Origin of the sequence: Streptococcus mitis, from assembly GCF_002096855.1 — a bacterium.
GTDB classification, from domain to species: domain Bacteria; phylum Bacillota; class Bacilli; order Lactobacillales; family Streptococcaceae; genus Streptococcus; species Streptococcus mitis_Y.
Genome location: NZ_NCVH01000032.1, coordinates 207,990 through 230,023 on the forward strand (window position 1 = coordinate 207,990; position 22,034 = coordinate 230,023).

Below are 22,034 nucleotides of genomic sequence, written 5' to 3' on the forward strand. Positions count from 1 at the left end.
ACTGTTTTCCAAATGGTAGTCTTTTATTGATCCTCGTATTGAATTCGACGTTCTTCATAAATCAAAAAGCGACATAGGTTGTCGGCTATTTATTATAAATACATTAATTAGCATTCCAGTCGTATCTTCGGTCTAAAATTAGTGTTTTGTGTTATAAGAGATAAGCTTCTTGTTTTGCTCTTGATTTCCCGCATATAGGATAAAAAAGTGGGTGATAGAGCAATTCAGAGCCATCAAAATTAATGAAATACAGTATACAGTTTTTTCTTTTAACACATTTCAAATTCCCTCAAAAATGGTATAATAGTAACATCACAAAATTGGAGAGAGACCATGAGTTTTTATAATCATAAAGAAATTGAGCCTAAGTGGCAGGGCTACTGGGCAGAACATCATACCTTTAAGACAGGAACAGATGCCTCAAAACCGAAGTTTTATGCTCTTGATATGTTCCCTTATCCGTCTGGAGCTGGTCTGCACGTAGGACACCCAGAAGGTTATACCGCAACCGATATCCTCAGCCGCTACAAACGTGCGCAAGGCTACAATGTTCTTCACCCAATGGGTTGGGATGCTTTTGGTTTGCCTGCAGAGCAATACGCTATGGATACTGGAAATGACCCAGCAGAATTTACAGCTGAGAACATTGCTAACTTCAAACGTCAAATCAATGCGCTTGGATTCTCTTACGACTGGGATCGTGAAGTCAACACCACAGATCCAAACTATTACAAGTGGACGCAATGGATTTTCACTAAGCTTTACGAAAAAGGCTTGGCCTATGAAGCGGAAGTGCCAGTAAACTGGGTTGAGGAATTGGGAACAGCCATTGCCAACGAAGAAGTCCTTCCTGACGGAACGTCTGAGCGTGGAGGCTATCCAGTTGTCCGCAAACCAATGCGTCAATGGATGCTCAAAATCACGGCCTATGCGGAGCGTTTGCTTAACGACTTAGATGAACTTGATTGGCCAGAGTCTATCAAGGACATGCAACGCAACTGGATCGGTAAATCAACTGGTGCTAATGTAACTTTTAAAGTTAAGGGAACAGACAAGGAATTCACAGTCTTTACCACTCGTCCGGACACCCTTTTCGGTGCGACTTTCACTGTTTTGGCTCCTGAGCATGACTTGGTTGACGCCATCACAAGCCCAGAGCAAGCTGATGCAGTTGCAGACTACAAACACCAAGCTAGCCTCAAGTCTGACTTAGCTCGTACCGACCTTGCCAAAGAAAAAACTGGTGTATGGACTGGTGCTTATGCCATCAACCCTGTCAATGGCAAGGAAATTCCAATCTGGATTGCGGACTATGTTCTTGCTAGCTATGGTACAGGTGCGGTAATGGCTGTGCCTGCCCATGACCAACGTGACTGGGAATTTGCCAAACAATTTGACCTTCCAATCGTCGAAGTACTTGAAGGTGGAAACGTTGAAGAAGCTGCCTACACAGAAGATGGCCTTCATGTCAATTCAGACTTCCTAGATGGACTCAACAAAGAAGACGCTATTGCCAAGATTGTGGCTTGGTTGGAAGAGAAAGGCTGTGGACAAGAGAAGGTTACCTACCGTCTCCGCGACTGGCTCTTTAGCCGTCAACGTTACTGGGGTGAGCCAATTCCTATCATTCATTGGGAAGATGGAACTTCAACAACCGTTCCTGAAAGTGAATTACCACTTGTCTTGCCTGTAACCAAGGACATCCGCCCTTCAGGTACTGGAGAAAGTCCACTAGCTAACTTGACAGACTGGCTTGAAGTGACTCGTGAAGATGGTGTTAAAGGTCGTCGTGAAACAAATACTATGCCACAATGGGCAGGTTCAAGCTGGTATTACCTCCGCTATATTGATCCACACAATACTGAGAAATTGGCTGATGAGGACCTTCTCAAACAATGGTTGCCAGTAGATATCTACGTGGGTGGTGCAGAGCATGCTGTTCTTCACTTGCTTTACGCTCGTTTCTGGCACAAATTCCTCTATGACCTCGGTGTTGTTCCAACTAAGGAACCATTCCAAAAACTCTTTAACCAAGGAATGATTTTGGGAACAAGCTACCGTGACCACCGTGGGGCTCTTGTGGCGACTGATAAGGTTGAAAAACGTGACGGTTCTTTCTTCCATGTGGAAACAGGGGAAGAGTTGGAGCAAGCACCAGCCAAGATGTCTAAGTCCCTCAAGAACGTTGTTAACCCAGATGATGTTGTGGAACAATACGGTGCTGATACCCTTCGTGTTTATGAAATGTTTATGGGACCACTTGATGCTTCGATTGCTTGGTCAGAAGAAGGTCTGGAAGGAAGCCGTAAATTCTTGGATCGTGTTTACCGTTTGATTACAAGTAAAGAAATCCTTGCGGAAAACAATGGCGCTCTCGACAAGGTTTACAACGAAACGGTCAAAGCTGTTACTGAGCAAATCGAGTCTATGAAATTCAACACAGCCATTGCCCAACTTATGGTGTTTGTCAACGCAGCTAACAAGGAAGAAAAACTTTATGTAGACTACGCCAAAGGATTTATCCAATTGATTGCCCCATTTGCTCCTCACTTGGCAGAAGAACTCTGGCAAACTGTTGCAGCAACAGGTGAGTCAATCTCTTACGTGGCCTGGCCAACATGGGACGAAAGCAAATTAGTTGAAGACGAAATCGAAATCGTCGTCCAAATCAAAGGAAAAGTCCGTGCTAAACTCATGGTTGCTAAAGACCTATCACGCGAAGAATTGCAAGAAATCGCTCTGGCTGATGAAAAAGTCAAAGCAGAAATTGACGGTAAGGAAATCGTAAAAGTAATTGCGGTACCGAATAAACTCGTTAATATTGTTACGAAATAAGATAGGAATCCTTCAGAGTAGAATCTGGAGGATTTTTTGAATATTCTTATGAAAGTATGATATACTATGGGCAACTATAAAGTTTGAAAAGTGAAACAAGGAGAATACTATGCCAGTAAATGAATATGGTCAGATGATTGGGGAGTCAATGGAAGGTTATACATCCGGTACACTGCCTTCTATTGATTTCTTAGAAGGGCGTTATGCTAGGATAGAGTCTCTATCGGTAGAAAAGCATGCGAAAGATTTGCTAGCTGTTTATGGCCCTGATACGCCTCGGGAGATGTGGACTTACCTCTTTCAGGAGCCAGTAGCAGACATGGAGGAACTGGTCAGCCTTTTAAATCAGATGTTGGCTCGTAAGGACCGTTTTTACTATGCAATCATAGACAAGGCAACTGGTAAGGCTTTGGGAACTTTTTCTCTCATGCGCATTGACCAGAATAACCGAGTAATAGAAGTCGGAGCAGTCACTTTTTCTCCAGAGCTCAGAGGGACATGGATAGGAACAGAAGCCCAGTATCTCCTAGCTCGCTATGTCTTTGAAGAGCTGAACTATCGTCGCTATGAATGGAAATGCGATGCTCTTAACCTGCCATCAAGACGAGCTGCGGAGCGTTTGGGATTTGTCTACGAAGGAACCTTCCGTCAGGCAGTGGTTTATAAGGGGCGTACGAGGGATACGGATTGGTTGTCTATGATTGATAAGGACTGGCCCCAAGTCAAATCTCGTTTGGAAACATGGTTGCATCCTGAAAATTTTGACCAAAATGGACGACAGTACAAGAGCTTGAGAGAACTTTAAGAGGAGTTGAGATGATTACTATTAAAAAGCAAGAAATTGTCAAGCTAGAGGATGTTTTGCATCTCTATCAGGCTGTCGGTTGGACAAATTATACCCATCAACCTCAGATGCTGGAGCAGGCCTTATCTCATTCATTAGCGATTTATGTGGCACTTGATGGCGATGCTGTGGTGGGCTTGATTCGTTTGGTTGGAGATGGATTCTCATCAGTATTGGTTCAGGATTTAATTGTTTTACCAATCTATCAGCGTCAAGGGATTGGTAGCGCCTTGATGAAAGAGGCTTTAGAAGATTATAAAGATGCCTATCAAGTCCAGCTGGTGACAGAAGAGACAGAAAAAAACGTGGGATTTTATCGTTCTATGGGCTTTGAAATCTTATCCACCTATAATTGTATAGGGATGACTTGGGCGAATCGAAAAAAATAACAAAACTTGTTTTTTCTTAAGCAAAGTTTAAGGATGGTCTAGTATCATATAGTCATTAAATAAAGACCTCCTAACTTTATTTAATGAAATCCTAAAACTTTTTTTCATCATAATCTCCTAATGAAGTCACCCAATCAGGTGACTTTTTTGTGGGGTGAGGTGATGGTAATAGAAATTTTTTGCAAAATAGTAAAATCTGAGAAAAGTTAAGCTAGTTTTAAGCTTTGTCTTGTAACATATAGTTATTAAATAAAGACCTCCTAACTTTATTTAATAAAATCCTAAACTTTTCTTTTTCATAATAATCTCCCTTAACTCCACCGAAACTGGTGGAGTTTTTTGGCTCTATTTCAGGCTTTTGGGGACTATTCTAAAAATCATTTTCCGATATTTTCAGGTATTTTTCGGATTTTGGTCGGGGAATTGGAGGGAATCTTTTTAGCGAATATGACTAAGAAATAGGTCTGTTGTCGCTTCAGCTACTTCAACCTTACTTTGAATTTAAGTGACTGTTAATTGAAGGACTAGAACTACTGTAATAATGCTCTTGGTTTTCAAGGAGTGAGTCATCATATTGTTGTACAGCGGTTAAAGCTTGAAAAGCCACGAATATAAACCTTTGAAAAATTTTGTGAACTATGGGATAATAAAAAGGAATTGAGTACTAGTTCTATATCATAGGCTAGAAAAGGCCCCAAGCTCACGACCAAATAAGCTAGGGGTCTTTTTGACACTATTTATCCTTGTTTAGCCATTTATCGACTAAGCGAAGAACGACACCGACCACAATTGGTCCGATGATAGTTTTGAGTACTAGTTCCATCATGGGCTATCTCACCTCCTTTCGTAGGCGGTGTAGCAGTGCCGTAGAATGTTATACCACATAGGTGCTAAACTCTGGAGTCACCCAATCGGGTGGCTTTTTTGTTTGTGGCTTGGTTTTTTGATATAATAGAGCCATGAGTAGAATTTTAGATAATGAGATAATGGGGGACGAGGAGTTAGTAGAACGCACGCTCCGTCCTCAGTATTTACGTGAATATATTGGGCAGGATAAGGTCAAGGACCAGCTTCAAATCTTTATAGAAGCTGCCAAAATGCGGGATGAAGCGCTGGATCATGTGCTTTTATTTGGCCCTCCAGGCTTGGGAAAAACGACCATGGCTTTTGTTATTGCCAACGAACTAGGTGTAAATCTCAAGCAGACTTCGGGTCCAGTCATTGAAAAAGCCGGTGATTTGGTAGCGATTTTGAATGACTTAGAGCCTGGGGATGTTCTCTTTATTGATGAGATTCATCGTTTGCCAATGTCGGTGGAGGAGGTGCTTTATAGTGCCATGGAGGACTTCTACATTGATATCATGATTGGGGCTGGTGAAGGCAGTCGCAGTGTTCATTTGGAGTTACCACCTTTTACATTGATTGGTGCGACGACTCGGGCTGGTATGCTCTCAAATCCACTACGGGCACGTTTTGGGATTACAGGTCATATGGAGTATTATGCTCATGCTGATTTGACAGAAATTGTCGAGCGGACGGCAGATATTTTTGAGATGGAAATCACTCATGAGGCAGCGTCTGAGTTGGCTCTACGTAGTCGTGGGACCCCTCGTATTGCCAATCGACTCCTCAAGCGTGTGCGCGATTTTGCCCAGATAATGGGGAATGGGGTTATCGATGATGTTATTACCGATAGGGCTTTGACTATGCTGGATGTTGACCATGAAGGTTTGGACTATGTGGATCAAAAAATCCTTCGCACCATGATTGAGATGTACGGTGGTGGTCCTGTTGGTCTAGGAACTCTTTCTGTTAACATAGCAGAAGAACGTGAGACAGTTGAAGATATGTATGAGCCTTACTTGATTCAAAAAGGTTTTATCATGCGGACACGGTCTGGACGGGTGGCGACTGCTAAGGCATATGAGCATTTAGGTTATGAATACAGTGAAAAATGAGCAAGAAATTCTAGAGGCTTTTAGAAAAAATCCAGATATGATGGCTATTCTGACTGTCATCCGAAACTTGGAGTTGACAGATTCCTGGTTGGCAGCAGGTTCTGTCAGAAATTTTATCTGGAATCTCTTGTCAGACAAATCCCCTTTTGACTGTGAAACAGATGTAGATGTGATTTTCTTTAATCCAGATATTTCTTATGAGGAAACCTTGTCTCTAGAGAAAAAATTGAGAGAGGACTTTCCTCAGTACCAGTGGGAGTTGAAAAATCAGGTCTATATGCACCAGCACAGCCCTCATACTGCTCCCTATACTAGTTCCCGTGATGCTATGAGTAAGTATCCAGAACGTTGTACGGCAGTTGGACTGCGCTTGAATGAAGAATCCGATTTTGAGCTCTATGTACCTTATGGTTTGGAGGATATTTTGAATTTTCAAGTTCGTCCAACTCCTCATTTTTTAGAGAATCAAGACAGAATGAAACTTTATCGAACACGTCTATCCAAGAAAAATTGGCAGGAAAAATGGAAAAATTTGATTTTTAAAAATACTTAAGGAAACTTTAAGCTAGGAAGTGTATACTAAGTCCATAAGTTAAGAAGACCTTAACTTAAACTCCTAAAACTTTTTCATAATAATCTCCCTATAAAAAATAGAGTCGCCCAATCAGGCGGCTTATTTTTTTGGAAATGGGCTTTGTGCCTGAGAATAATACTCAATGAAAATCAAAGAGCAAACTAGGAAGCTAGCCGCAGGCTGTACTTGAGTACGGCAAGGTGAAGCTGACGTGGTTTGAAGAGATTTTCGAAGAGTATAAATAGCTTAGTGATAGAAGAAAATAGGGAAATATGGTATAATGAAACGATAGATTTTTGAATAGGAATAAGATCATGTTTGGATTTTTTAAGAAAGATAAGGCTGTGGAAGTAGAGGTTCCGACACAGGTTCCTGCTCATATTGGCATCATCATGGATGGCAATGGCCGTTGGGCTAAAAAACGTATGCAACCGCGAGTTTTTGGACACAAGGCGGGCATGGAAGCATTGCAAACTGTGACCAAGGCAGCCAACAAACTAGGCGTTAAGGTTATTACGGTCTATGCTTTTTCTACAGAAAACTGGACCCGCCCAGATCAGGAAGTCAAGTTTATCATGAACTTGCCAGTAGAGTTTTATGATAATTATGTCCCGGAATTGCATGCTAATAATGTTAAGATTCAAATGATTGGGGAGACAGACCGCCTGCCTAAGCAAACCTTTGAAGCTCTGACCAAGGCTGAGGAATTGACTAAGAACAACACAGGTTTGATTCTTAATTTTGCCCTCAACTATGGTGGACGTGCTGAGATTACACAGGCTCTTAAGTTGATTTCTCAGAACGTGTTAGATGCCAAAATCAACCCAGGTGACATCACAGAGGAATTGATTGGTAATTATCTTTTTACCCAGCATTTACCTAAGGAGTTACGAGACCCGGACTTGATTATCCGTACTAGTGGAGAATTGCGTTTGAGTAATTTCCTTCCATGGCAGGGAGCCTATAGTGAGCTCTATTTTACAGATACCTTGTGGCCTGATTTTGACGAAGCGGCCTTGCAGGAAGCCATTCTTGCCTACAATCGTCGCCATCGCCGATTTGGAGGAGTTTAGGAGGAAATATGACACAGGATTTACAGAAAAGAACCTTGTTTGCAGGGATTGCCCTGGCTATTTTCCTACCAATTTTAATGATTGGGGGACTCTTGTTTCAGATTGCAATTGGAATTATAGCCATGCTAGCCATGCATGAACTTTTGAAGATGAGAGGTCTAGAGACCATGACTATGGAGGGACTCTTGACCCTCTTTGCAACCTTTGCCTTGACCATTCCCTTGGAGAATTACCTGACTTTTTTGCCAGTTGATGGGAATGTGGTTGCTTATAGTGTTTTGATTTCAATCATGTTAGGAACGACCGTTTTTAGCAAGTCTTATACGATTGAGGACGCTGTTTTCCCTCTTGCTATGAGTTTCTATGTAGGCTTTGGTTTTAATGCTTTACTAGATGCTCGCGTTGCAGGTTTGGATAAGGCTCTCTTGGCCTTGTGTATCGTCTGGGCTACCGACAGTGGTGCCTATCTTGCTGGGATGAACTTTGGGAAACGGAAACTGGCTCCAACGGTTTCTCCAAATAAAACCTTTGAGGGTGCCTTGGGTGGTATTTTAGGTGCGATTTTAGTAACCATCATCTTTATGATGTTTGACAGTACAGTTGCTCTTCCGTATGGAATTTACAAGATGTCAGTTTTTGCTATTTTCTTTAGCATTGCTGGCCAATTTGGTGATTTACTAGAAAGTTCGATCAAGCGTCACTTTGGTGTCAAGGATTCAGGGAAATTTATCCCTGGACATGGTGGTGTTTTGGATCGTTTCGATAGTATGTTGCTTGTATTTCCAATCATGCACTTATTTGGACTCTTTTAATCAAAAGACGGAGGAAATACTATGCTCGGAATTTTAACCTTTATTCTGGTTTTTGGGATTATTGTAGTGGTGCACGAGTTCGGACACTTCTACTTTGCCAAGAAATCAGGGATTCTAGTGCGTGAATTTGCCATTGGTATGGGACCCAAAATCTTTGCTCACATTGGCAAGGATGGGACGGCCTATACCATTCGAATCTTGCCTCTGGGTGGCTATGTTCGCATGGCTGGTTGGGGTGATGATACAACTGAAATTAAGACAGGAACTCCTGTCAGTTTGACCCTTACTGATGATAGTAAGGTTAAACGCATCAATCTTTCAGGTAAAAAATTGGATCAAACAGCTCTTCCTATGCAGGTGACCCAGTTTGACTTTGAAGACAAGCTCTTTATCAAAGGATTGGTTCTGGAAGAAGAAAAAACTTTTGCAGTGGATCACGATGCAACGGTTGTGGAAGCAGATGGTACTGAGGTTCGGATTGCACCTTTAGATGTTCAATATCAAAATGCGACTATCTGGGGGAAACTGATTACCAACTTTGCAGGTCCTATGAACAACTTTATCTTAGGTGTCGTTGTTTTTTGGATTTTAATCTTTATGCAGGGTGGTGTTAGAGATGTTGATACAAACCAGTTCCATGTCATGCCCCAAGGGGCCTTGGCTAAGGTAGGAGTACCAGAAACGGCACAAATTACCAAGATCGGCTCACATGAGGTTAGCAACTGGGAAAGTTTGATTCAGGCTGTGGAATCAGAAACCAAAGATAAGACGGCCCCGACCTTGGATGTGACTATTGTTGAACATGGTAGTGACAAACAAGTTACGGTTACCCCAGAAGAAAGTCAAGGCCGTTACCTTCTAGGTGTTCAACCGGGAATTAAGTCAGATTTTCTATCCATGTTTGTAGGTGGTTTTACAACTGCTGCTGACTCGGCTCTCCGAATTCTCTCAGAACTGAAAAATCTGATTTTCCAACCGGATTTGAATAAGCTAGGTGGCCCTGTTGCCATCTTTAAGGCAAGTAGTGATGCTGCTAAAAATGGTCTTGAGAATGTCCTCTACTTCCTAGCTGTGATTTCCATCAATATCGGGATTTTTAATCTTATTCCGATTCCAGCCCTGGATGGTGGTAAGATTGTGCTCAATATCCTAGAAGCCATTCGCCGCAAACCATTGAAACAAGAAATTGAAACCTATGTCACCTTGGCCGGAGTGGTCATCATGGTTGTTCTGATGATTGCTGTGACCTGGAATGACATTATGCGACTCTTTTTTAGATAATCGAGGAATATTATGAAACAAAGTAAAATGCCTATCCCAACGCTTCGCGAAATGCCAAGCGATGCTCAAGTTATCAGCCATGCTCTTATGTTGCGAGCTGGTTATGTTCGTCAAGTTTCAGCAGGTGTTTATTCTTACCTACCACTTGCCAACCGTGTGATTGAAAAAGCTAAAAATATCATGCGCCAAGAATTCGACAAGATTGGTGCCGTTGAGATGTTAGCTCCAGCCCTTCTCAGTGCAGAATTGTGGCGCGAATCAGGTCGTTACGAAACTTATGGTGAGGACCTTTACAAACTAAAAAACCGTGAAAAATCAGACTTCATTCTAGGTCCAACTCACGAAGAAACCTTTACAGCTATTGTCCGTGATTCTGTTAAGTCTTACAAGCAATTGCCACTTAATCTTTATCAAATCCAGCCTAAGTATCGTGATGAAAAACGCCCACGTAATGGACTTCTTCGTACACGTGAGTTCATCATGAAAGATGCTTACAGTTTCCACGCTAACTATGATAGTTTGGACAGTGTTTATGATGAGTACAAGGCTGCTTATGAGCGTATTTTCACTCGTAGTGGTTTAGATTTCAAGGCTATCATTGGTGACGGTGGAGCCATGGGTGGTAAGGACAGCCAAGAATTTATGGCCATTACACCTGCTCGTACAGACCTTGACCGCTGGGTTGTCTTGGACAAGTCAGTTGCCTCATTTGACGAAATTCCTGCAGAAGTGCAAGAAGAAATCAAGGCAGAATTGCTTAAATGGATGGTCTCTGGTGAAGATACCATTGCTTACTCAAGTGAATCTAGCTATGCGGCTAACTTAGAAATGGCAACAAACGAGTACAAACCAAGCAACCGTGTTGTCGCTGAAGAAGAAGTGACTCGTGTTGCAACACCAGATGTTAAATCAATCGATGAAGTTGCAGCCTTCCTCAATGTTCCAGAAGAACAAACAATTAAAACTCTCTTCTACATGGCAGATGGTGAGCTTGTTGCGGCCCTTCTAGTTGGAAATGACCAACTCAACGAAGTCAAGTTGAAAAACCACTTGGGAGCAGATTTCTTTGACGTTGCAAGTGAAGAAGAAGTGGCAAATCTTGTTCAAGCAGGTTTTGGTTCACTTGGACCAGTTGGTTTGCCAGAGAATGTTAAAATTATTGCAGATCGTAAGGTGCAAGATGTCCATAATGCAGTTGTCGGTGCTAACGAAGATGGCTATCACTTGACTGGTGTGAACCCAGGCCGTGATTTTACTGCAGAATATGTGGATATACGTGAAGTTCGTGAAGGTGAAATTTCCCCAGACGGGCAAGGAGTCCTTAACTTTGCGCGTGGTATCGAAATTGGTCACATCTTCAAACTCGGCACTCGCTATTCAGCAAGCATGGGAGCAGATGTTTTGGATGAAAATGGCCGTGCTGTGCCAATTATCATGGGATGTTACGGTATCGGTGTCAGCCGTCTCCTTTCAGCAGTGATGGAGCAACACGCTCGCCTCTTTGTTAACAAAACACCAAAAGGTGAATACCGTTACGCTTGGGGAATCAACTTCCCTAAAGAGTTGGCACCATTTGATGTGCACTTGATCACTGTCAATGTCAAGGATGATGAAGCGCAAGCCTTGACAGAAAAGCTTGAAGCAAGCTTGATGGAAGCTGGTTACGAAGTCTTGACAGATGACCGTAACGAACGTGTCGGAGTCAAATTCAGTGATAGCGACTTGATTGGGTTGCCAATCCGTATCACTGTTGGGAAGAAAGCAGCCGATGGCATCGTAGAAGTTAAGATTAAAGCGACTGGTGATACTATCGAAGTTCATGCAGATAACGTGCTTGAAACGCTTGAAATTCTCGGCAAGAAATAAAAACTATAATCAGAAGAAAAACAAGGAAAAAATGTAACTAGTTTTTACCTTGTTTTTTCTGTATAATGGGAAAAATGAGTAGATAAAGAGGTAAATGTATGCTAAGATTTCCAAAGGATTTTGTCTGGGGATCCTCTACTTCTGGACCACAAACAGAAGGACGTGTAGCTGGTGACGGTAAGGGAGATAATCTCTGGGATTATTGGTACCAAGTGGAGCCAAATCGTTACTATAATGGGATTGGTCCAGATAAAACATCAACCTTTTATGAAAACTGGGAAAAGGATATTGAGCTACTGTTAGAAACTGGTCACACGGCCTTTCGGACTTCTATTCAGTGGTCACGGATTTTTCCACAAGGGCGTGGGGAAGTCAATCCTCAAGGTGTAGACTTTTACCGTAAGGTTTTTGAGGCTATTAAGGCCAAAGGGATTCGTCTTTTAGTCAATCTTTATCATTTTGATTTGCCTTTCGCCCTTCAAGAAGATGGTGATGGTTGGGAAAATAAGGAGACTGTCTCAGCCTATGAAGACTATGCCCGTTTTTGTTTTGAGACCTATGGAGATTTAGTGGATCAATGGATTACCTTTAACGAGCCCATCGTTCCAGTAGAATTTGGATATTTTTACGATGCCCATTATCCACATAAGGTGGATGCAGAGGCAGCCGTTAAAGTAGCTTATCATACACAATTGGCTAGCAGTCGGGCAGTCAAGGCCTGTCATGAACTCTTGTCTGATTCCAAGATTGGGATTGTCCTCAACTTGACACCGGCTTATCCACGTAGCCAGCATCCTGCTGATGTCAAGGCAGCTCGCATTGCGGCCCTTTTTCAAGCTCAATCTTTCTTAGATCCGTCCGTTTTGGGGACTTATCCACAGGAGTTGGTAGAAATCTTACATGAATACGGTCTCTTGCCTGATGCTACAGAGGAGGAGTTGGAGCTCATTCGTGAAAATACGGTGGACTTCCTTGGTGTCAACTACTATCAACCTTTGCGTGTTATGGCGCCTCGATTTGCTAAGCATCCAGAGAGTCCACTCTTACCAGAACATTTTTACGAGCCTTATGTGATGCCTGGACGTAAAATCAATCCTCATCGTGGCTGGGAGATTTATGAACAAGGGATTTATGACATTGCTCAAAATATCAAGGAAAATTATGGTAATATCGAATGGATGTTGACAGAGAATGGTATGGGTGTTGAAGGGGAAGAAAAATTCCGTCAAGATGGAATGATTCAAGATGATTATCGTATTGACTTTGTAAAAGGTCATCTTCGTGAACTTCACCGTGCCATTGAAGACGGAGCCAATTGTAAGGGATACTTGATTTGGACCTTTATCGATTGCTGGTCATGGCTCAATAGCTATAAAAATCGCTATGGTCTAGTTGAGCTTGACTTGGAAACGCAAGAACGTCGTCTGAAAAAATCAGGGCACTGGTTCAAGGAATTAAGCGACAATAATGGATTTTAAAAAGGACTCTGACTGATTATCCTAATTGGTCAGAGTTTTTTGCTTACAGGAGCTTAATTTGAACTATACCAATTTTTACTCTTGACAAGTGAAAGAAACAAGTATATACTGTTTTTACTGATTCTATAGAAGAGGAATTAGACTATACCAATTTTAAGGAGAAAGCACAGCTGGTCTGTGTCGTATATACTATGTGTGGAATTGTTGGTGTTGTTGGAAACACAAATGCAACTGATATTTTGATTCAAGGGCTTGAAAAGCTCGAATACCGTGGCTATGATTCTGCGGGGATTTTTGTCCTAGGTGGTGCTGAAAACCATCTAGTCAAGGCTGTAGGTCGTATTGCAGAATTGTCTGCTAAGACAGCTGGTGTTGAGGGAACAACTGGTATCGGACATACTCGTTGGGCGACTCACGGGAAACCAACGGAAGACAATGCTCACCCACATCGCTCTGAGACTGAACGTTTTGTTTTGGTGCACAATGGGGTGATTGAGAACTACCTTGAAATCAAGGAAGAATACCTTGCAGGTCACCACTTTAAGGGACAAACAGATACTGAAATCGCTGTTCACTTGATTGGAAAATTTGCGGAAGAAGATGGCTTGTCAGTTCTTGAAGCCTTCAAAAAAGCCCTTCATATCATCCGTGGTTCTTTTGCCTTTGCCTTGGTTGACTCACAAGATCCTGAAGTCATCTACGTGGCGAAAAATAAATCACCACTTTTGATTGGTCTTGGACAAGGCTATAACATGGTCTGCTCAGATGCTATGGCTATGATTCGTGAGACCAACCAATACATGGAAATTCATGACCAAGAGTTGGTAATCGTCAAGGCTGATAGCGTAGAAGTTCAAGACTATGATGGTAATAGTCGTGAGCGTGCTAGCTACACTGCTGAGCTTGATTTGTCAGATATAGGTAAGGGAACTTATCCTTACTACATGCTCAAGGAAATCGATGAGCAACCAACTGTTATGCGTAAACTCATCCAAGCCTACACAGATGAGGCTGGTCAAGTAGTAGTAGACCCAGCTATCATCCAGGCTGTTCAAGACGCAGACCGTATCTACATCCTTGCAGCTGGGACATCTTACCACGCAGGATTTGCTTCTAAGAAGATGCTGGAAGAATTGACGGATACACCAGTGGAATTGGGTATTGCATCTGAATGGGGTTATGCTATGCCGCTACTGAGCAAAAAACCAATGTTTATTTTGCTTAGTCAGTCAGGTGAAACTGCTGATAGTCGTCAAGTTTTAGTAAAAGCTAATGAAATGGGAATTCCAAGTTTAACTGTAACTAATGTTGCAGGCTCTACACTATCTCGTGAAGCAACTTATACTATGTTATTGCATGCTGGTCCAGAAATTGCTGTAGCTTCAACTAAGGCTTATACAGGACAAGTGGCGACATTAGCATTTCTTGCTAAGGCAGTTGGTGAAGCTAATGGGAATGAAAAAGCTAAAAAGTTTGATTTAGTGCGTGAACTTTCAATTGTAGCTCAGTCTATTGAGTCTACACTTTCAGAGAAAGAATTGATTGAAGAAAAGGTTAGAGGACTCTTAGAAACAACTCGTAATGCTTTCTACATTGGACGTGGTCAGGACTACTATGTAGTTATGGAGGCTAGCCTAAAACTTAAGGAAATTTCTTATATTCAGTGTGAAGGTTTTGCGGCAGGAGAACTTAAACATGGAACTATATCTTTAATTGAGGATGGTACACCTGTTATTGCCTTAATTTCTGACAATCCAACCGTCGCTTCTCATACTCGTGGTAATATTTCTGAAGTAGTAGCTCGTGGAGCTAATGCTCTAACTATTGTGGAAGAAGGAATAGAAAAAGAAGGTGATGACATTATTATTAATAAAGTTCATCCATATCTATCTAGTATTTCTATGGTTATTCCTACTCAATTGATTGCTTACTATGCTTCACTTCACCGTGGACTGGATGTAGATAAACCACGTAACCTTGCTAAATCAGTAACGGTAGAATAAGCTAAAAAGTCTAGTTATCTAGGCTTTTTCTTGTAAGCAAATCGGTTGCTTGTACCCAAGTTTCGTGTTAGAATAATTTTTCAAATTGCAGGAAAGAAATAGACGGGGAGAATCACAATGGTAGAATTGGGAATTTCAACATTCGGGGAAACAACGGAGCTTGAAGGGACTGGACAGATTTACAGTCATGCCGAACGCATTCGTCAGTTGGTGGCAGAGATTGAACTGGCTGACAAGCTTGGTTTGGATGTGTATGGAGTTGGTGAGCACCATCGGGAAGACTTTGCGGTATCAGCCCCAGAGATTGTCCTGGCAGCTGGGGCAGTCAATACCAAGAAAATCCGTTTGACCAGTGCAGTTAGCATTATCTCGAGCATGGACCCTATTCGTTTGTTCCAACAATATGCGACCATCGATGCTTTGTCAAATGGACGAGCGGAGATTATGGCTGGAAGGGGTTCTTTCACGGAATCTTTTCCCTTGTTTGGCTATGACTTGAAAGACTACGAAGCCCTTTTTGATGAGAAATTAGATTTGCTCCAGTTAGTCAATGAGAAGACCAAGTTAGACTGGCAAGGTCGCTTGACCCAAACAATCTCTGGCAAAGAAGTCTATCCTCGTCCAGTTCAGGACAAATTACCCTTGTGGATAGCGACAGGTGGTCATGTCGAATCAACAGTGAAGATTGCTCAGGCTGGTCTACCGATTGTCTATGCAATTATTGGTGGCAATCCGCGTTATTTTAAAAAGTTGATTCAGGCTTATCGTGAGATTGGGAGCGAAGCGGGCCATGCTAGTCATGAACTAAAGGTTGGGGCTCATTCTTGGGGTTGGATTGCTGAAGATGGCGAGCAGGCTGTAAAAGATTATTTCCATCCGACCAAGCAAGTGGTGGATGCTATTTCCAAAGACCGTCCGCACTGGCAGGAATTGCGTTATGAGCAATATTTGGAGCAAGTTGGACCAAATGGTGCTATGTTTGTGGGCAATTCAGATCAGGTGGCCGAAAAATTGATTCGCATGATTGAAGACTTAGGTTTGGATCGCTTTATGTTGCACCTACCTCTTGGTTCTATGCCTCATGAACAAGTCCTGAGAGCTATTGAACTCTTCGGTACACAAGTTGTACCCAAAGTACGGGCTTATTTTGCCATGAAAGAGGCTTAATAAAAAATCCTAATCAGGCTGATAAAAAATCTATATAACAACTATTTTAAAAAAGCAATAAACAGAAAAGAATCTCTGAAAAGCTAGTAAAATCAAGCTTTCCAGAGGTTTTTTTCTCTATTGATATAAACAATCTCAATCAAGTCGATAGTCAATATATATTGGGAAAAGGTCAAAAGGAGTGGTAAGATGGTTTCAATCCAAATGGAAGGAGAAAAGTATGACAAGTAAAAGAGAGCTAGTTTTTAAAGCCATCCGAGGAGAAGAGGTGGAACGAGTTCCTGTAGGCTTTTGGTTTCATTTTGTAACACTGGAGGAAAAAGGGCAAGGTTTAAATAACCCACGTATCTTTCAAAAAAGTGTAGAGGGACATCGGAAGTACGTTGAAAGAATTCATCCTGATTTTGTCAAAATGATGAGTGACGGATTTTTCATTTATCCAAGTAATGTCTACAGTCCTTTGGTTTCAAGTATTCAGGAGCTGGCTTCTATTGAGTCGATTGGTGAAAACCATCCTTGGATTCAGCAACAAGTAGAAGTGGTAGAAGCTATTCGAGCAACCTTCACTGAGGACATTGCTTCATTCTACAATATCTTTTCTCCGATTTCCTACCTGAAACGTTGGTTTCGTACAGAGACTTCTAGAGGTGATAAGGAGGTTGCTAATCTATTACTCGAAAATCCAGAGCTATTCAGGGAGATTTTAGATGTAATAGCTGAGGATATCGCAATCCTAACCAAGGCAATCATTCAGTATGGTGGAGCAGATGGGATTTACCTCAGTACACAAGAAATTCAGGATGAGCGCATCACAGCAGAATTGTATCAGACCTATATTGAGCCAAGCAACATAAAGGTTTTAGAAGCTGCCAATCAGGTAGGTGGGGTAAATATCCTGCATATCTGCGGTTTCCAAGGTGCCAGTAACAATGTGACTATTTTCAAAGATTATCCAGCCCAGGTTTTCAATTGGGCAACCCACCATGAAGCAGTCAGTTTACCTCAAGGTCAGGAGCTATTTCATGGCAAAGCGGTCTTGGGTGGTTTTGAAAATGGGAAGCAGAGCCTGCTTTATGGAGGTAGCAAGGCTAAACTACAAGAGGAAACCAAACGCTTGTTAGCTGAGGCTGGGACTAGAGGGGTCCTTCTTGGAGCGGATTGTACAGTTCCAGATGACTTTGAATTAGAAAGATTGGACTGGATTCGTCAGGCTACTATTTTAGAATAGGAGGGCCTTATGAAAAGAAAAAAGTGGCTATTGGCAGGGATGGTCCTTGGCTTTGTCATCCTACTTGCGATTAGTATTACCAAGGGATTTAATTGTAAGGAAGGGTCAAGATGTCATGGGATTCAGGATTTTCAGAAGGGAAGTCTTCCTTTTATTCAAACCAATGATATTGCCAGTGTTTTATTAGTCGAAAAAGAAAGAAATGGAGAATAGAGATGTCAGAAAAAAGAGAATGGGTTTTAAAAGCATTTAGAGGAGAAGTGGTTGACCGTGTACCTGTAGGTTTTTGGCACCACTTTACATCAGAAGAGGAATGGTTAAAGGGATTTTCCAATCCTGTGATTATTGAAAAGAACATACAAGGTCACAAACAATTTATCCGTGAACTACATCCAGACTTTATCAAGTTGATGAGTGATGGCTATTTTGCTTATCCAAATACAGTTATTGCCAAAGGGAAGTCACTCCAAGAGCTGGCGGAGATTCAACCTCTGGGTGAAGATCATCCGTGGATTAGAGAGCAGGTAGAATTAGTGAAGAAGATTAAGCAGGAGTTTACGGAGGACATTGTTGCTATTTACAATATTTTTGCGCCTGTGACCTACCTCAAATGGTTACTTGGAGAAGTGTCTGGTGGAGATGATCTCATTGCAGATTTCTTAGTTCAAGATTCTCAGAAATTGAAAAAAGTCCTTGATGTGATTGCGCAAGATATCGCTAGCTTGAGTCAAGCTATTATTAAAGATGCAGGAGCAGACGGTATTTATCTCAGTGTGCAAAGTATTCAGGATGCGCGTGTTTCTGCTGAAGCCTATCAGGAGATTATTGCGCCGAGTGAACTGACTGTTTTAAAAGCGGCTAAGTCGGTTGGTGGGGTAAATATCCTTCATATCTGTGGCTATGAAGGAGCTCGAAACGATATTCATATCTTTGCCGACTATCCAGCTCATGTTTTTAACTGGGCAGTTGGTCCAGAAGGAATTAGCCTAAAAGAAGGTCGTGAGATTTTCAAGGGTCGTGCTGTTCTGGGAGGATTTGAAAACGGTGAAGATGGCCTTCTTTATCGAGGCAGTAAGGAAGAAATTCAAGCTGAAACCAAACGATTGGTAGAAGAAACAGGAAAAGAGGGCTTCATACTTGGAGCAGATTGTACCATTCCGAGTGATATTGCAGTGGAGCGTATCCAGTGGGTGAGAGAGGCATTAGATAAATAAAGGAGAAGAATATGAGTAAGAAAACATGGATTATTGGTGGAGTTGCGGTTGCGGCAGTGCTTGGAGCAACGATTATTGGTAGAACTTTGGCGGGAGCATCTGCTAAAGGTGCAGATGCAGCTTCATCTGGACAAGTAACAACTTTAAAAGTTGCCCATACTCAAAACTATGTCCCTTATGATTTTATTGACGAAAAAGGGGAATCAGATGGTTATGAAGTTGCTGTTTTAAAGGCGGTTGATGAGAAATTAGCAGATTATAAATTTGAGTATACTGGAACGAGTGATGATGATCTCTTGATTGGACTTGAGTCTGGCAAGTACGATATTGGAACTAAAGGTGCTTGGTATACAGATGAACGGGCTAAGAAATTCATTATTCCATCTGAGCCAGTAGGAGCCAGCATTATTGGTTTTACTGTCAGAAAAGAAGATGAAGCCAAATATAAGAATATTGATGATTTCGCCAAAAACAAAGGCAAATTAGTACCAATCTCTCCTCAAAATGCTCAGTGGAATGTTATCAATAGTTATAATGACAAGCACAAGGATTCACCAATTGAGTTGACAGCTGCTGAATCATTCAAGGTGGCAGATGCTTATGCTTGGGTTTTAGAAGGACGTTACGATGCCTTCTTTGATATCAAGTTGTCTTTTGAAAAAGCAGTGACAGCAGAGGATGGTTCTTACCACCAATATGCGGACAAACTTAGCTGGTTCCCTTATAAAGGAATCCCAACCTATCCATTGATTCACCGTGATGAAAAGGGCGAGAAGTTTGCTAAAGAGTATGAAAAAGCGATTAAAGAATTAAAAGAAGAGGGAACTCTAGCTAAACTTTCTCAAAAATACTTTAAAGAAGATGTTTTTAGCTACGTTGATAAAGATTAGATGAGCAATCAGGCATATTATACTCTTCGAAAATCTCTTCAAACCGCGTCAACGTCGCCTTGCCGTAGGTATGGTTACTGACTTCGTCAGTTCTATCCACAACCTCAAAACACTGTTTTGAGCAACCTGTGGCTAGTTTGCTTTTTGATTTTCATTGAGTATTAGAAAGAGGTTTATATGGTTTCATATGATTTTTCAAGAGTGTTCCAATTTTTACCAACCTTATGGCAGGCTCTTCCGATGACCTTGTCCATTCTCTTTTTTACTACAATCCTCGGTTCCCTTTTCGGTGGCTTATTGGCTTGGGCTCAAGTGGGAGAAGATAAGACTTTTGCAGGTCTTTCCAAGGGCTATATTTTCACTCTTCGCTGTACTCCCCCCATTGTCTTACTGTTTTTAGTTTTTTATGGTTTACCTGAATTTTTAAAATGGTGGCTGAATTTAGACATCAACAACTGGTCTAAGACGGTTTTCGTCTTATTCACCATGGTCTTACTATTTGCGGCTATCATTGCAGAAGTATTTAAGGCGTCCTATCAGGCAATTCCCAAAGGTCAGATGGAGGCTGGAGTCAGTATTGGTCTGACCCCTAGTCAGACATTTTGGAGAATCATTTTTCCTCAGGCTTTTCAAGTGGCTCTTCCAAATATGACGACCGCTATTCTAAATTTGATGCGGGACGCTGCCCTAGCCTATACGATTGGTTTTGTGGATGTCATGGGGGCTGGGAATCTCTTAATCAGTCGCAATTTGGGGAATTACTCTCTTGAAACCTATACAGCGGTTGCCATTCTTTATTGGGGTGTAGCTTTGGCTGTTTCCTTCTTGAGTCGCTTGTTAGAAAAATCTTTGGAAACGAAAGGGAGATAGGATATGGATTTAGACTATATTTCAAAAACCTTTTTAGAGACCTTAAAAGGGGTACCGACCACTTTGATTATCATGATTGTAGCTATGGTCTTAAGTTTTCTACCAGCCTTGTTTTTAGCACTGGGACAAATATATAAAGTGAAAGGTGTTCGAACATTCTCCCTCGTGTATCTCGCTTTTATAAGAGCGACTCCTCCGATTTTACTGATTCTTTTCTTCTATAGTTTGTTTCCGAGTTTGCTCAATCAATTTCTCAAAAGCATAGGGAGTGATGTTGATATCTTTAAACTCAATCCCATCTATTATGCTTTTATTATCTATAGCCTGATGACAACAGGTAGTTTATCAGAAATTTTACGTTCGGCTATTTTGACTGTGGATAAGGGACAGTTAGAAGCTGCACAAGCGATTGGCTTAACCACTAGCCAAGCTTATGTGAGGATTGTTTTTCCACAGGCCTTGCGATCAGCTTTGCCCAATCTGGCTAATCTAGTCATAAATATTGTAAAAGGAACCTCTTTGGTTTTTGTGATGACCATTAAGGATATTACAGCCATTGCCCGTGTTGAAGCGTCTTATGGTTATCAGTATTTTGAATCCTATTTTGTGATCTTTTTACAGTACATTCTTATTTGCGGATTGATTCAATGGGGCTTTTCAATTATAGAGAAACGCTATATTCGAAGAGAAAAGGGACAAGTAGTGCCCAGTACAGGTTTAGCATAGGAGGAGACAATGTTACAAGTAGAACATGTTGCAAAAAAATTTGGAGACAGACAAGTCCTAGAAGATGTTAATCTCAAGGTCAACCAAGGGGATGTGGTTGTAATATTGGGGCCATCTGGATCAGGTAAAACGACTTTTCTCAGATGTCTCAATCATTTAGAAAAGGCCGATAGTGGCTCTTTGAAGCTTGCTGATAAAGACTACGATCTTGGCAAATTGACCAAAAAAGATATTTTAGAAATTCGCCAGAAGACAGCCTTCGTTTTCCAACATTATAATTTATTTGCTAATAAGACCGCCTTGGAAAATATTTTAGAGGGCTTGGTAATTGCTCGGAAAATTCCTAAGGAAGAAGCAACCAAACGTGCGGAAGCTGCCTTAGAAAAAGTTGGTTTACTAGCTTATAAAGATTATTATCCTTCTCAGCTTTCTGGAGGCCAGCAACAACGAATTGGCATTGCGCGTGCCATCGCTGTGAAACCAGAGGTCATTTTATTAGATGAGCCGACATCGGCCTTGGATCCAGAGTTGGTAGGAGATGTTTTAGATGTTTTAAAACAGTTAGCTAAAGAAGGAGTTACTATGGTAGTAGTGACTCATGAGATGGGTTTTGCCAGAGATGTAGCCAACCATGTCATTTTTATGGATGGTGGGAAAATTGTTGAAGAAAATAATGCCCATGATTTCTTTAGTCGTCCAAAAGAAGAAAGAACCAAGCAATTTTTGGCACGAATACTCTCGGATGCGACCTATAGTGTGGAATATATGATTTGACAGATAGGATTATCAGGGCAAAAATTAATCCCCCGAGCTTTAATGCTTGGGG

General features: G+C 41.6%; 20 protein-coding genes. 19 read left to right on the forward strand and 1 reads right to left on the reverse strand.

The window, feature by feature from the left end; all coding sequences use genetic code 11:
• Positions 1 to 333 precede the first annotated feature (333 nt).
• The 3 genes from leuS (at position 334) to B7698_RS07950 (ending at position 4,068) form a co-directional block, all read left to right on the forward strand.
• A complete protein-coding gene (gene leuS / locus B7698_RS07940; protein WP_084865188.1) occupies positions 334 to 2,835 on the forward strand; it encodes a leucine--tRNA ligase in 2,502 nt (833 codons plus the stop codon).
• A 109-nt stretch (positions 2,836 to 2,944) separates the two neighbouring features.
• Positions 2,945 to 3,640 (forward strand): GNAT family N-acetyltransferase, encoded by a 696-nt coding sequence (locus B7698_RS07945; protein ID WP_084865189.1) that lies wholly within the window; start codon positions 2,945 to 2,947, stop codon positions 3,638 to 3,640.
• 11 nt (positions 3,641 to 3,651) lie between these two features.
• Positions 3,652 to 4,068 (forward strand): GNAT family N-acetyltransferase, encoded by a 417-nt coding sequence (locus tag B7698_RS07950; RefSeq protein WP_084865190.1) that lies wholly within the window; start codon positions 3,652 to 3,654, stop codon positions 4,066 to 4,068.
• Positions 4,069 to 4,801: 733 nt separating this feature from the next.
• Here the strand turns inward: B7698_RS07950 and B7698_RS07955 are convergent.
• On the reverse strand, positions 4,802 to 4,894 hold the full coding sequence (locus B7698_RS07955) for a type I toxin-antitoxin system Fst family toxin (RefSeq protein ID WP_000970382.1): 93 nt from the start codon (positions 4,892 to 4,894) through the stop codon (positions 4,802 to 4,804).
• Positions 4,895 to 5,027: 133 nt separating this feature from the next.
• Between B7698_RS07955 and ruvB the strand changes: the two genes are divergently transcribed.
• The 16 genes from ruvB (at position 5,028) to B7698_RS08040 (ending at position 21,982) form a co-directional block, all read left to right on the forward strand.
• Complete coding sequence (ruvB, locus tag B7698_RS07960) at positions 5,028 to 6,026, forward strand: Holliday junction branch migration DNA helicase RuvB (protein WP_084865191.1); 999 nt, start codon at positions 5,028 to 5,030, stop codon at positions 6,024 to 6,026.
• Entirely contained in the window at positions 6,007 to 6,579 is a 573-nt protein-coding gene (locus tag B7698_RS07965; RefSeq protein WP_084865192.1) for a nucleotidyltransferase family protein, read from the forward strand. Before ruvB ends, B7698_RS07965 begins: the two co-directional genes overlap by 20 nt.
• A gap of 335 nt (positions 6,580 to 6,914) precedes the next feature.
• Complete coding sequence (locus tag B7698_RS07970; RefSeq protein ID WP_084865193.1) at positions 6,915 to 7,673, forward strand: isoprenyl transferase; 759 nt, start codon at positions 6,915 to 6,917, stop codon at positions 7,671 to 7,673.
• An 8-nt stretch (positions 7,674 to 7,681) separates the two neighbouring features.
• Positions 7,682 to 8,485, forward strand: coding sequence for a phosphatidate cytidylyltransferase (locus tag B7698_RS07975; protein WP_084865194.1), 804 nt, complete (start codon positions 7,682 to 7,684; stop codon positions 8,483 to 8,485).
• A 21-nt stretch (positions 8,486 to 8,506) separates the two neighbouring features.
• A complete protein-coding gene (gene rseP, locus B7698_RS07980; protein WP_084865195.1) occupies positions 8,507 to 9,766 on the forward strand; it encodes an RIP metalloprotease RseP in 1,260 nt (419 codons plus the stop codon).
• Between the two features lie 12 nt (positions 9,767 to 9,778).
• On the forward strand, positions 9,779 to 11,632 hold the full coding sequence (locus tag B7698_RS07985) for a proline--tRNA ligase (RefSeq protein ID WP_084865196.1): 1,854 nt from the start codon (positions 9,779 to 9,781) through the stop codon (positions 11,630 to 11,632).
• Between the two features lie 98 nt (positions 11,633 to 11,730).
• Positions 11,731 to 13,110, forward strand: a complete 1,380-nt coding sequence (gene bglA, locus B7698_RS07990; RefSeq protein WP_084865197.1) for a 6-phospho-beta-glucosidase — start codon at positions 11,731 to 11,733, stop codon at positions 13,108 to 13,110.
• 191 nt (positions 13,111 to 13,301) lie between these two features.
• Positions 13,302 to 15,113, forward strand: coding sequence for a glutamine--fructose-6-phosphate transaminase (isomerizing) (gene glmS, locus B7698_RS07995; RefSeq protein WP_084865198.1), 1,812 nt, complete (start codon positions 13,302 to 13,304; stop codon positions 15,111 to 15,113).
• Between the two features lie 117 nt (positions 15,114 to 15,230).
• On the forward strand, positions 15,231 to 16,280 hold the full coding sequence (locus tag B7698_RS08000) for an LLM class flavin-dependent oxidoreductase (RefSeq protein ID WP_084865199.1): 1,050 nt from the start codon (positions 15,231 to 15,233) through the stop codon (positions 16,278 to 16,280).
• Positions 16,281 to 16,500: 220 nt separating this feature from the next.
• A complete protein-coding gene (locus tag B7698_RS08005; RefSeq protein WP_084865200.1) occupies positions 16,501 to 17,508 on the forward strand; it encodes a uroporphyrinogen decarboxylase family protein in 1,008 nt (335 codons plus the stop codon).
• A gap of 9 nt (positions 17,509 to 17,517) precedes the next feature.
• A complete protein-coding gene (locus B7698_RS08010; RefSeq protein WP_004256687.1) occupies positions 17,518 to 17,721 on the forward strand; it encodes a hypothetical protein in 204 nt (67 codons plus the stop codon).
• A gap of 2 nt (positions 17,722 to 17,723) precedes the next feature.
• Entirely contained in the window at positions 17,724 to 18,722 is a 999-nt protein-coding gene (locus B7698_RS08015) for a uroporphyrinogen decarboxylase family protein (protein WP_084865201.1), read from the forward strand.
• Between the two features lie 11 nt (positions 18,723 to 18,733).
• A complete protein-coding gene (locus B7698_RS08020) occupies positions 18,734 to 19,612 on the forward strand; it encodes a transporter substrate-binding domain-containing protein (protein ID WP_084865202.1) in 879 nt (292 codons plus the stop codon).
• A gap of 177 nt (positions 19,613 to 19,789) precedes the next feature.
• A complete protein-coding gene (locus B7698_RS08030) occupies positions 19,790 to 20,482 on the forward strand; it encodes an amino acid ABC transporter permease (RefSeq protein WP_004256697.1) in 693 nt (230 codons plus the stop codon).
• A gap of 3 nt (positions 20,483 to 20,485) precedes the next feature.
• Positions 20,486 to 21,208, forward strand: coding sequence for an amino acid ABC transporter permease (locus B7698_RS08035; protein ID WP_084865203.1), 723 nt, complete (start codon positions 20,486 to 20,488; stop codon positions 21,206 to 21,208).
• A 9-nt stretch (positions 21,209 to 21,217) separates the two neighbouring features.
• Positions 21,218 to 21,982 carry an amino acid ABC transporter ATP-binding protein gene (locus tag B7698_RS08040; RefSeq protein WP_023946737.1) on the forward strand — a complete coding sequence of 255 codons (765 nt, stop codon included), beginning with the start codon at positions 21,218 to 21,220 and terminating at the stop codon, positions 21,980 to 21,982.
• Positions 21,983 to 22,034: the final 52 nt, after the last annotated feature.

Coding starts and splice junctions, on each gene's coding strand:
- leuS (WP_084865188.1), top strand. CDS start 334: ATGAGTTTTTATAATCATAAAGAAATTGAGCCTAAGTGGCAGGGCTAC.
- B7698_RS07945 (WP_084865189.1), top strand. CDS start 2,945: ATGCCAGTAAATGAATATGGTCAGATGATTGGGGAGTCAATGGAAGGT.
- B7698_RS07950 (WP_084865190.1), top strand. CDS start 3,652: ATGATTACTATTAAAAAGCAAGAAATTGTCAAGCTAGAGGATGTTTTG.
- B7698_RS07955 (WP_000970382.1), bottom strand. CDS start 4,894: ATGATGGAACTAGTACTCAAAACTATCATCGGACCAATTGTGGTCGGT.
- ruvB (WP_084865191.1), top strand. CDS start 5,028: ATGAGTAGAATTTTAGATAATGAGATAATGGGGGACGAGGAGTTAGTA.
- B7698_RS07965 (WP_084865192.1), top strand. CDS start 6,007: ATGAATACAGTGAAAAATGAGCAAGAAATTCTAGAGGCTTTTAGAAAA.
- B7698_RS07970 (WP_084865193.1), top strand. CDS start 6,915: ATGTTTGGATTTTTTAAGAAAGATAAGGCTGTGGAAGTAGAGGTTCCG.
- B7698_RS07975 (WP_084865194.1), top strand. CDS start 7,682: ATGACACAGGATTTACAGAAAAGAACCTTGTTTGCAGGGATTGCCCTG.
- rseP (WP_084865195.1), top strand. CDS start 8,507: ATGCTCGGAATTTTAACCTTTATTCTGGTTTTTGGGATTATTGTAGTG.
- B7698_RS07985 (WP_084865196.1), top strand. CDS start 9,779: ATGAAACAAAGTAAAATGCCTATCCCAACGCTTCGCGAAATGCCAAGC.
- bglA (WP_084865197.1), top strand. CDS start 11,731: ATGCTAAGATTTCCAAAGGATTTTGTCTGGGGATCCTCTACTTCTGGA.
- glmS (WP_084865198.1), top strand. CDS start 13,302: ATGTGTGGAATTGTTGGTGTTGTTGGAAACACAAATGCAACTGATATT.
- B7698_RS08000 (WP_084865199.1), top strand. CDS start 15,231: ATGGTAGAATTGGGAATTTCAACATTCGGGGAAACAACGGAGCTTGAA.
- B7698_RS08005 (WP_084865200.1), top strand. CDS start 16,501: ATGACAAGTAAAAGAGAGCTAGTTTTTAAAGCCATCCGAGGAGAAGAG.
- B7698_RS08010 (WP_004256687.1), top strand. CDS start 17,518: ATGAAAAGAAAAAAGTGGCTATTGGCAGGGATGGTCCTTGGCTTTGTC.
- B7698_RS08015 (WP_084865201.1), top strand. CDS start 17,724: ATGTCAGAAAAAAGAGAATGGGTTTTAAAAGCATTTAGAGGAGAAGTG.
- B7698_RS08020 (WP_084865202.1), top strand. CDS start 18,734: ATGAGTAAGAAAACATGGATTATTGGTGGAGTTGCGGTTGCGGCAGTG.
- B7698_RS08030 (WP_004256697.1), top strand. CDS start 19,790: ATGGTTTCATATGATTTTTCAAGAGTGTTCCAATTTTTACCAACCTTA.
- B7698_RS08035 (WP_084865203.1), top strand. CDS start 20,486: ATGGATTTAGACTATATTTCAAAAACCTTTTTAGAGACCTTAAAAGGG.
- B7698_RS08040 (WP_023946737.1), top strand. CDS start 21,218: ATGTTACAAGTAGAACATGTTGCAAAAAAATTTGGAGACAGACAAGTC.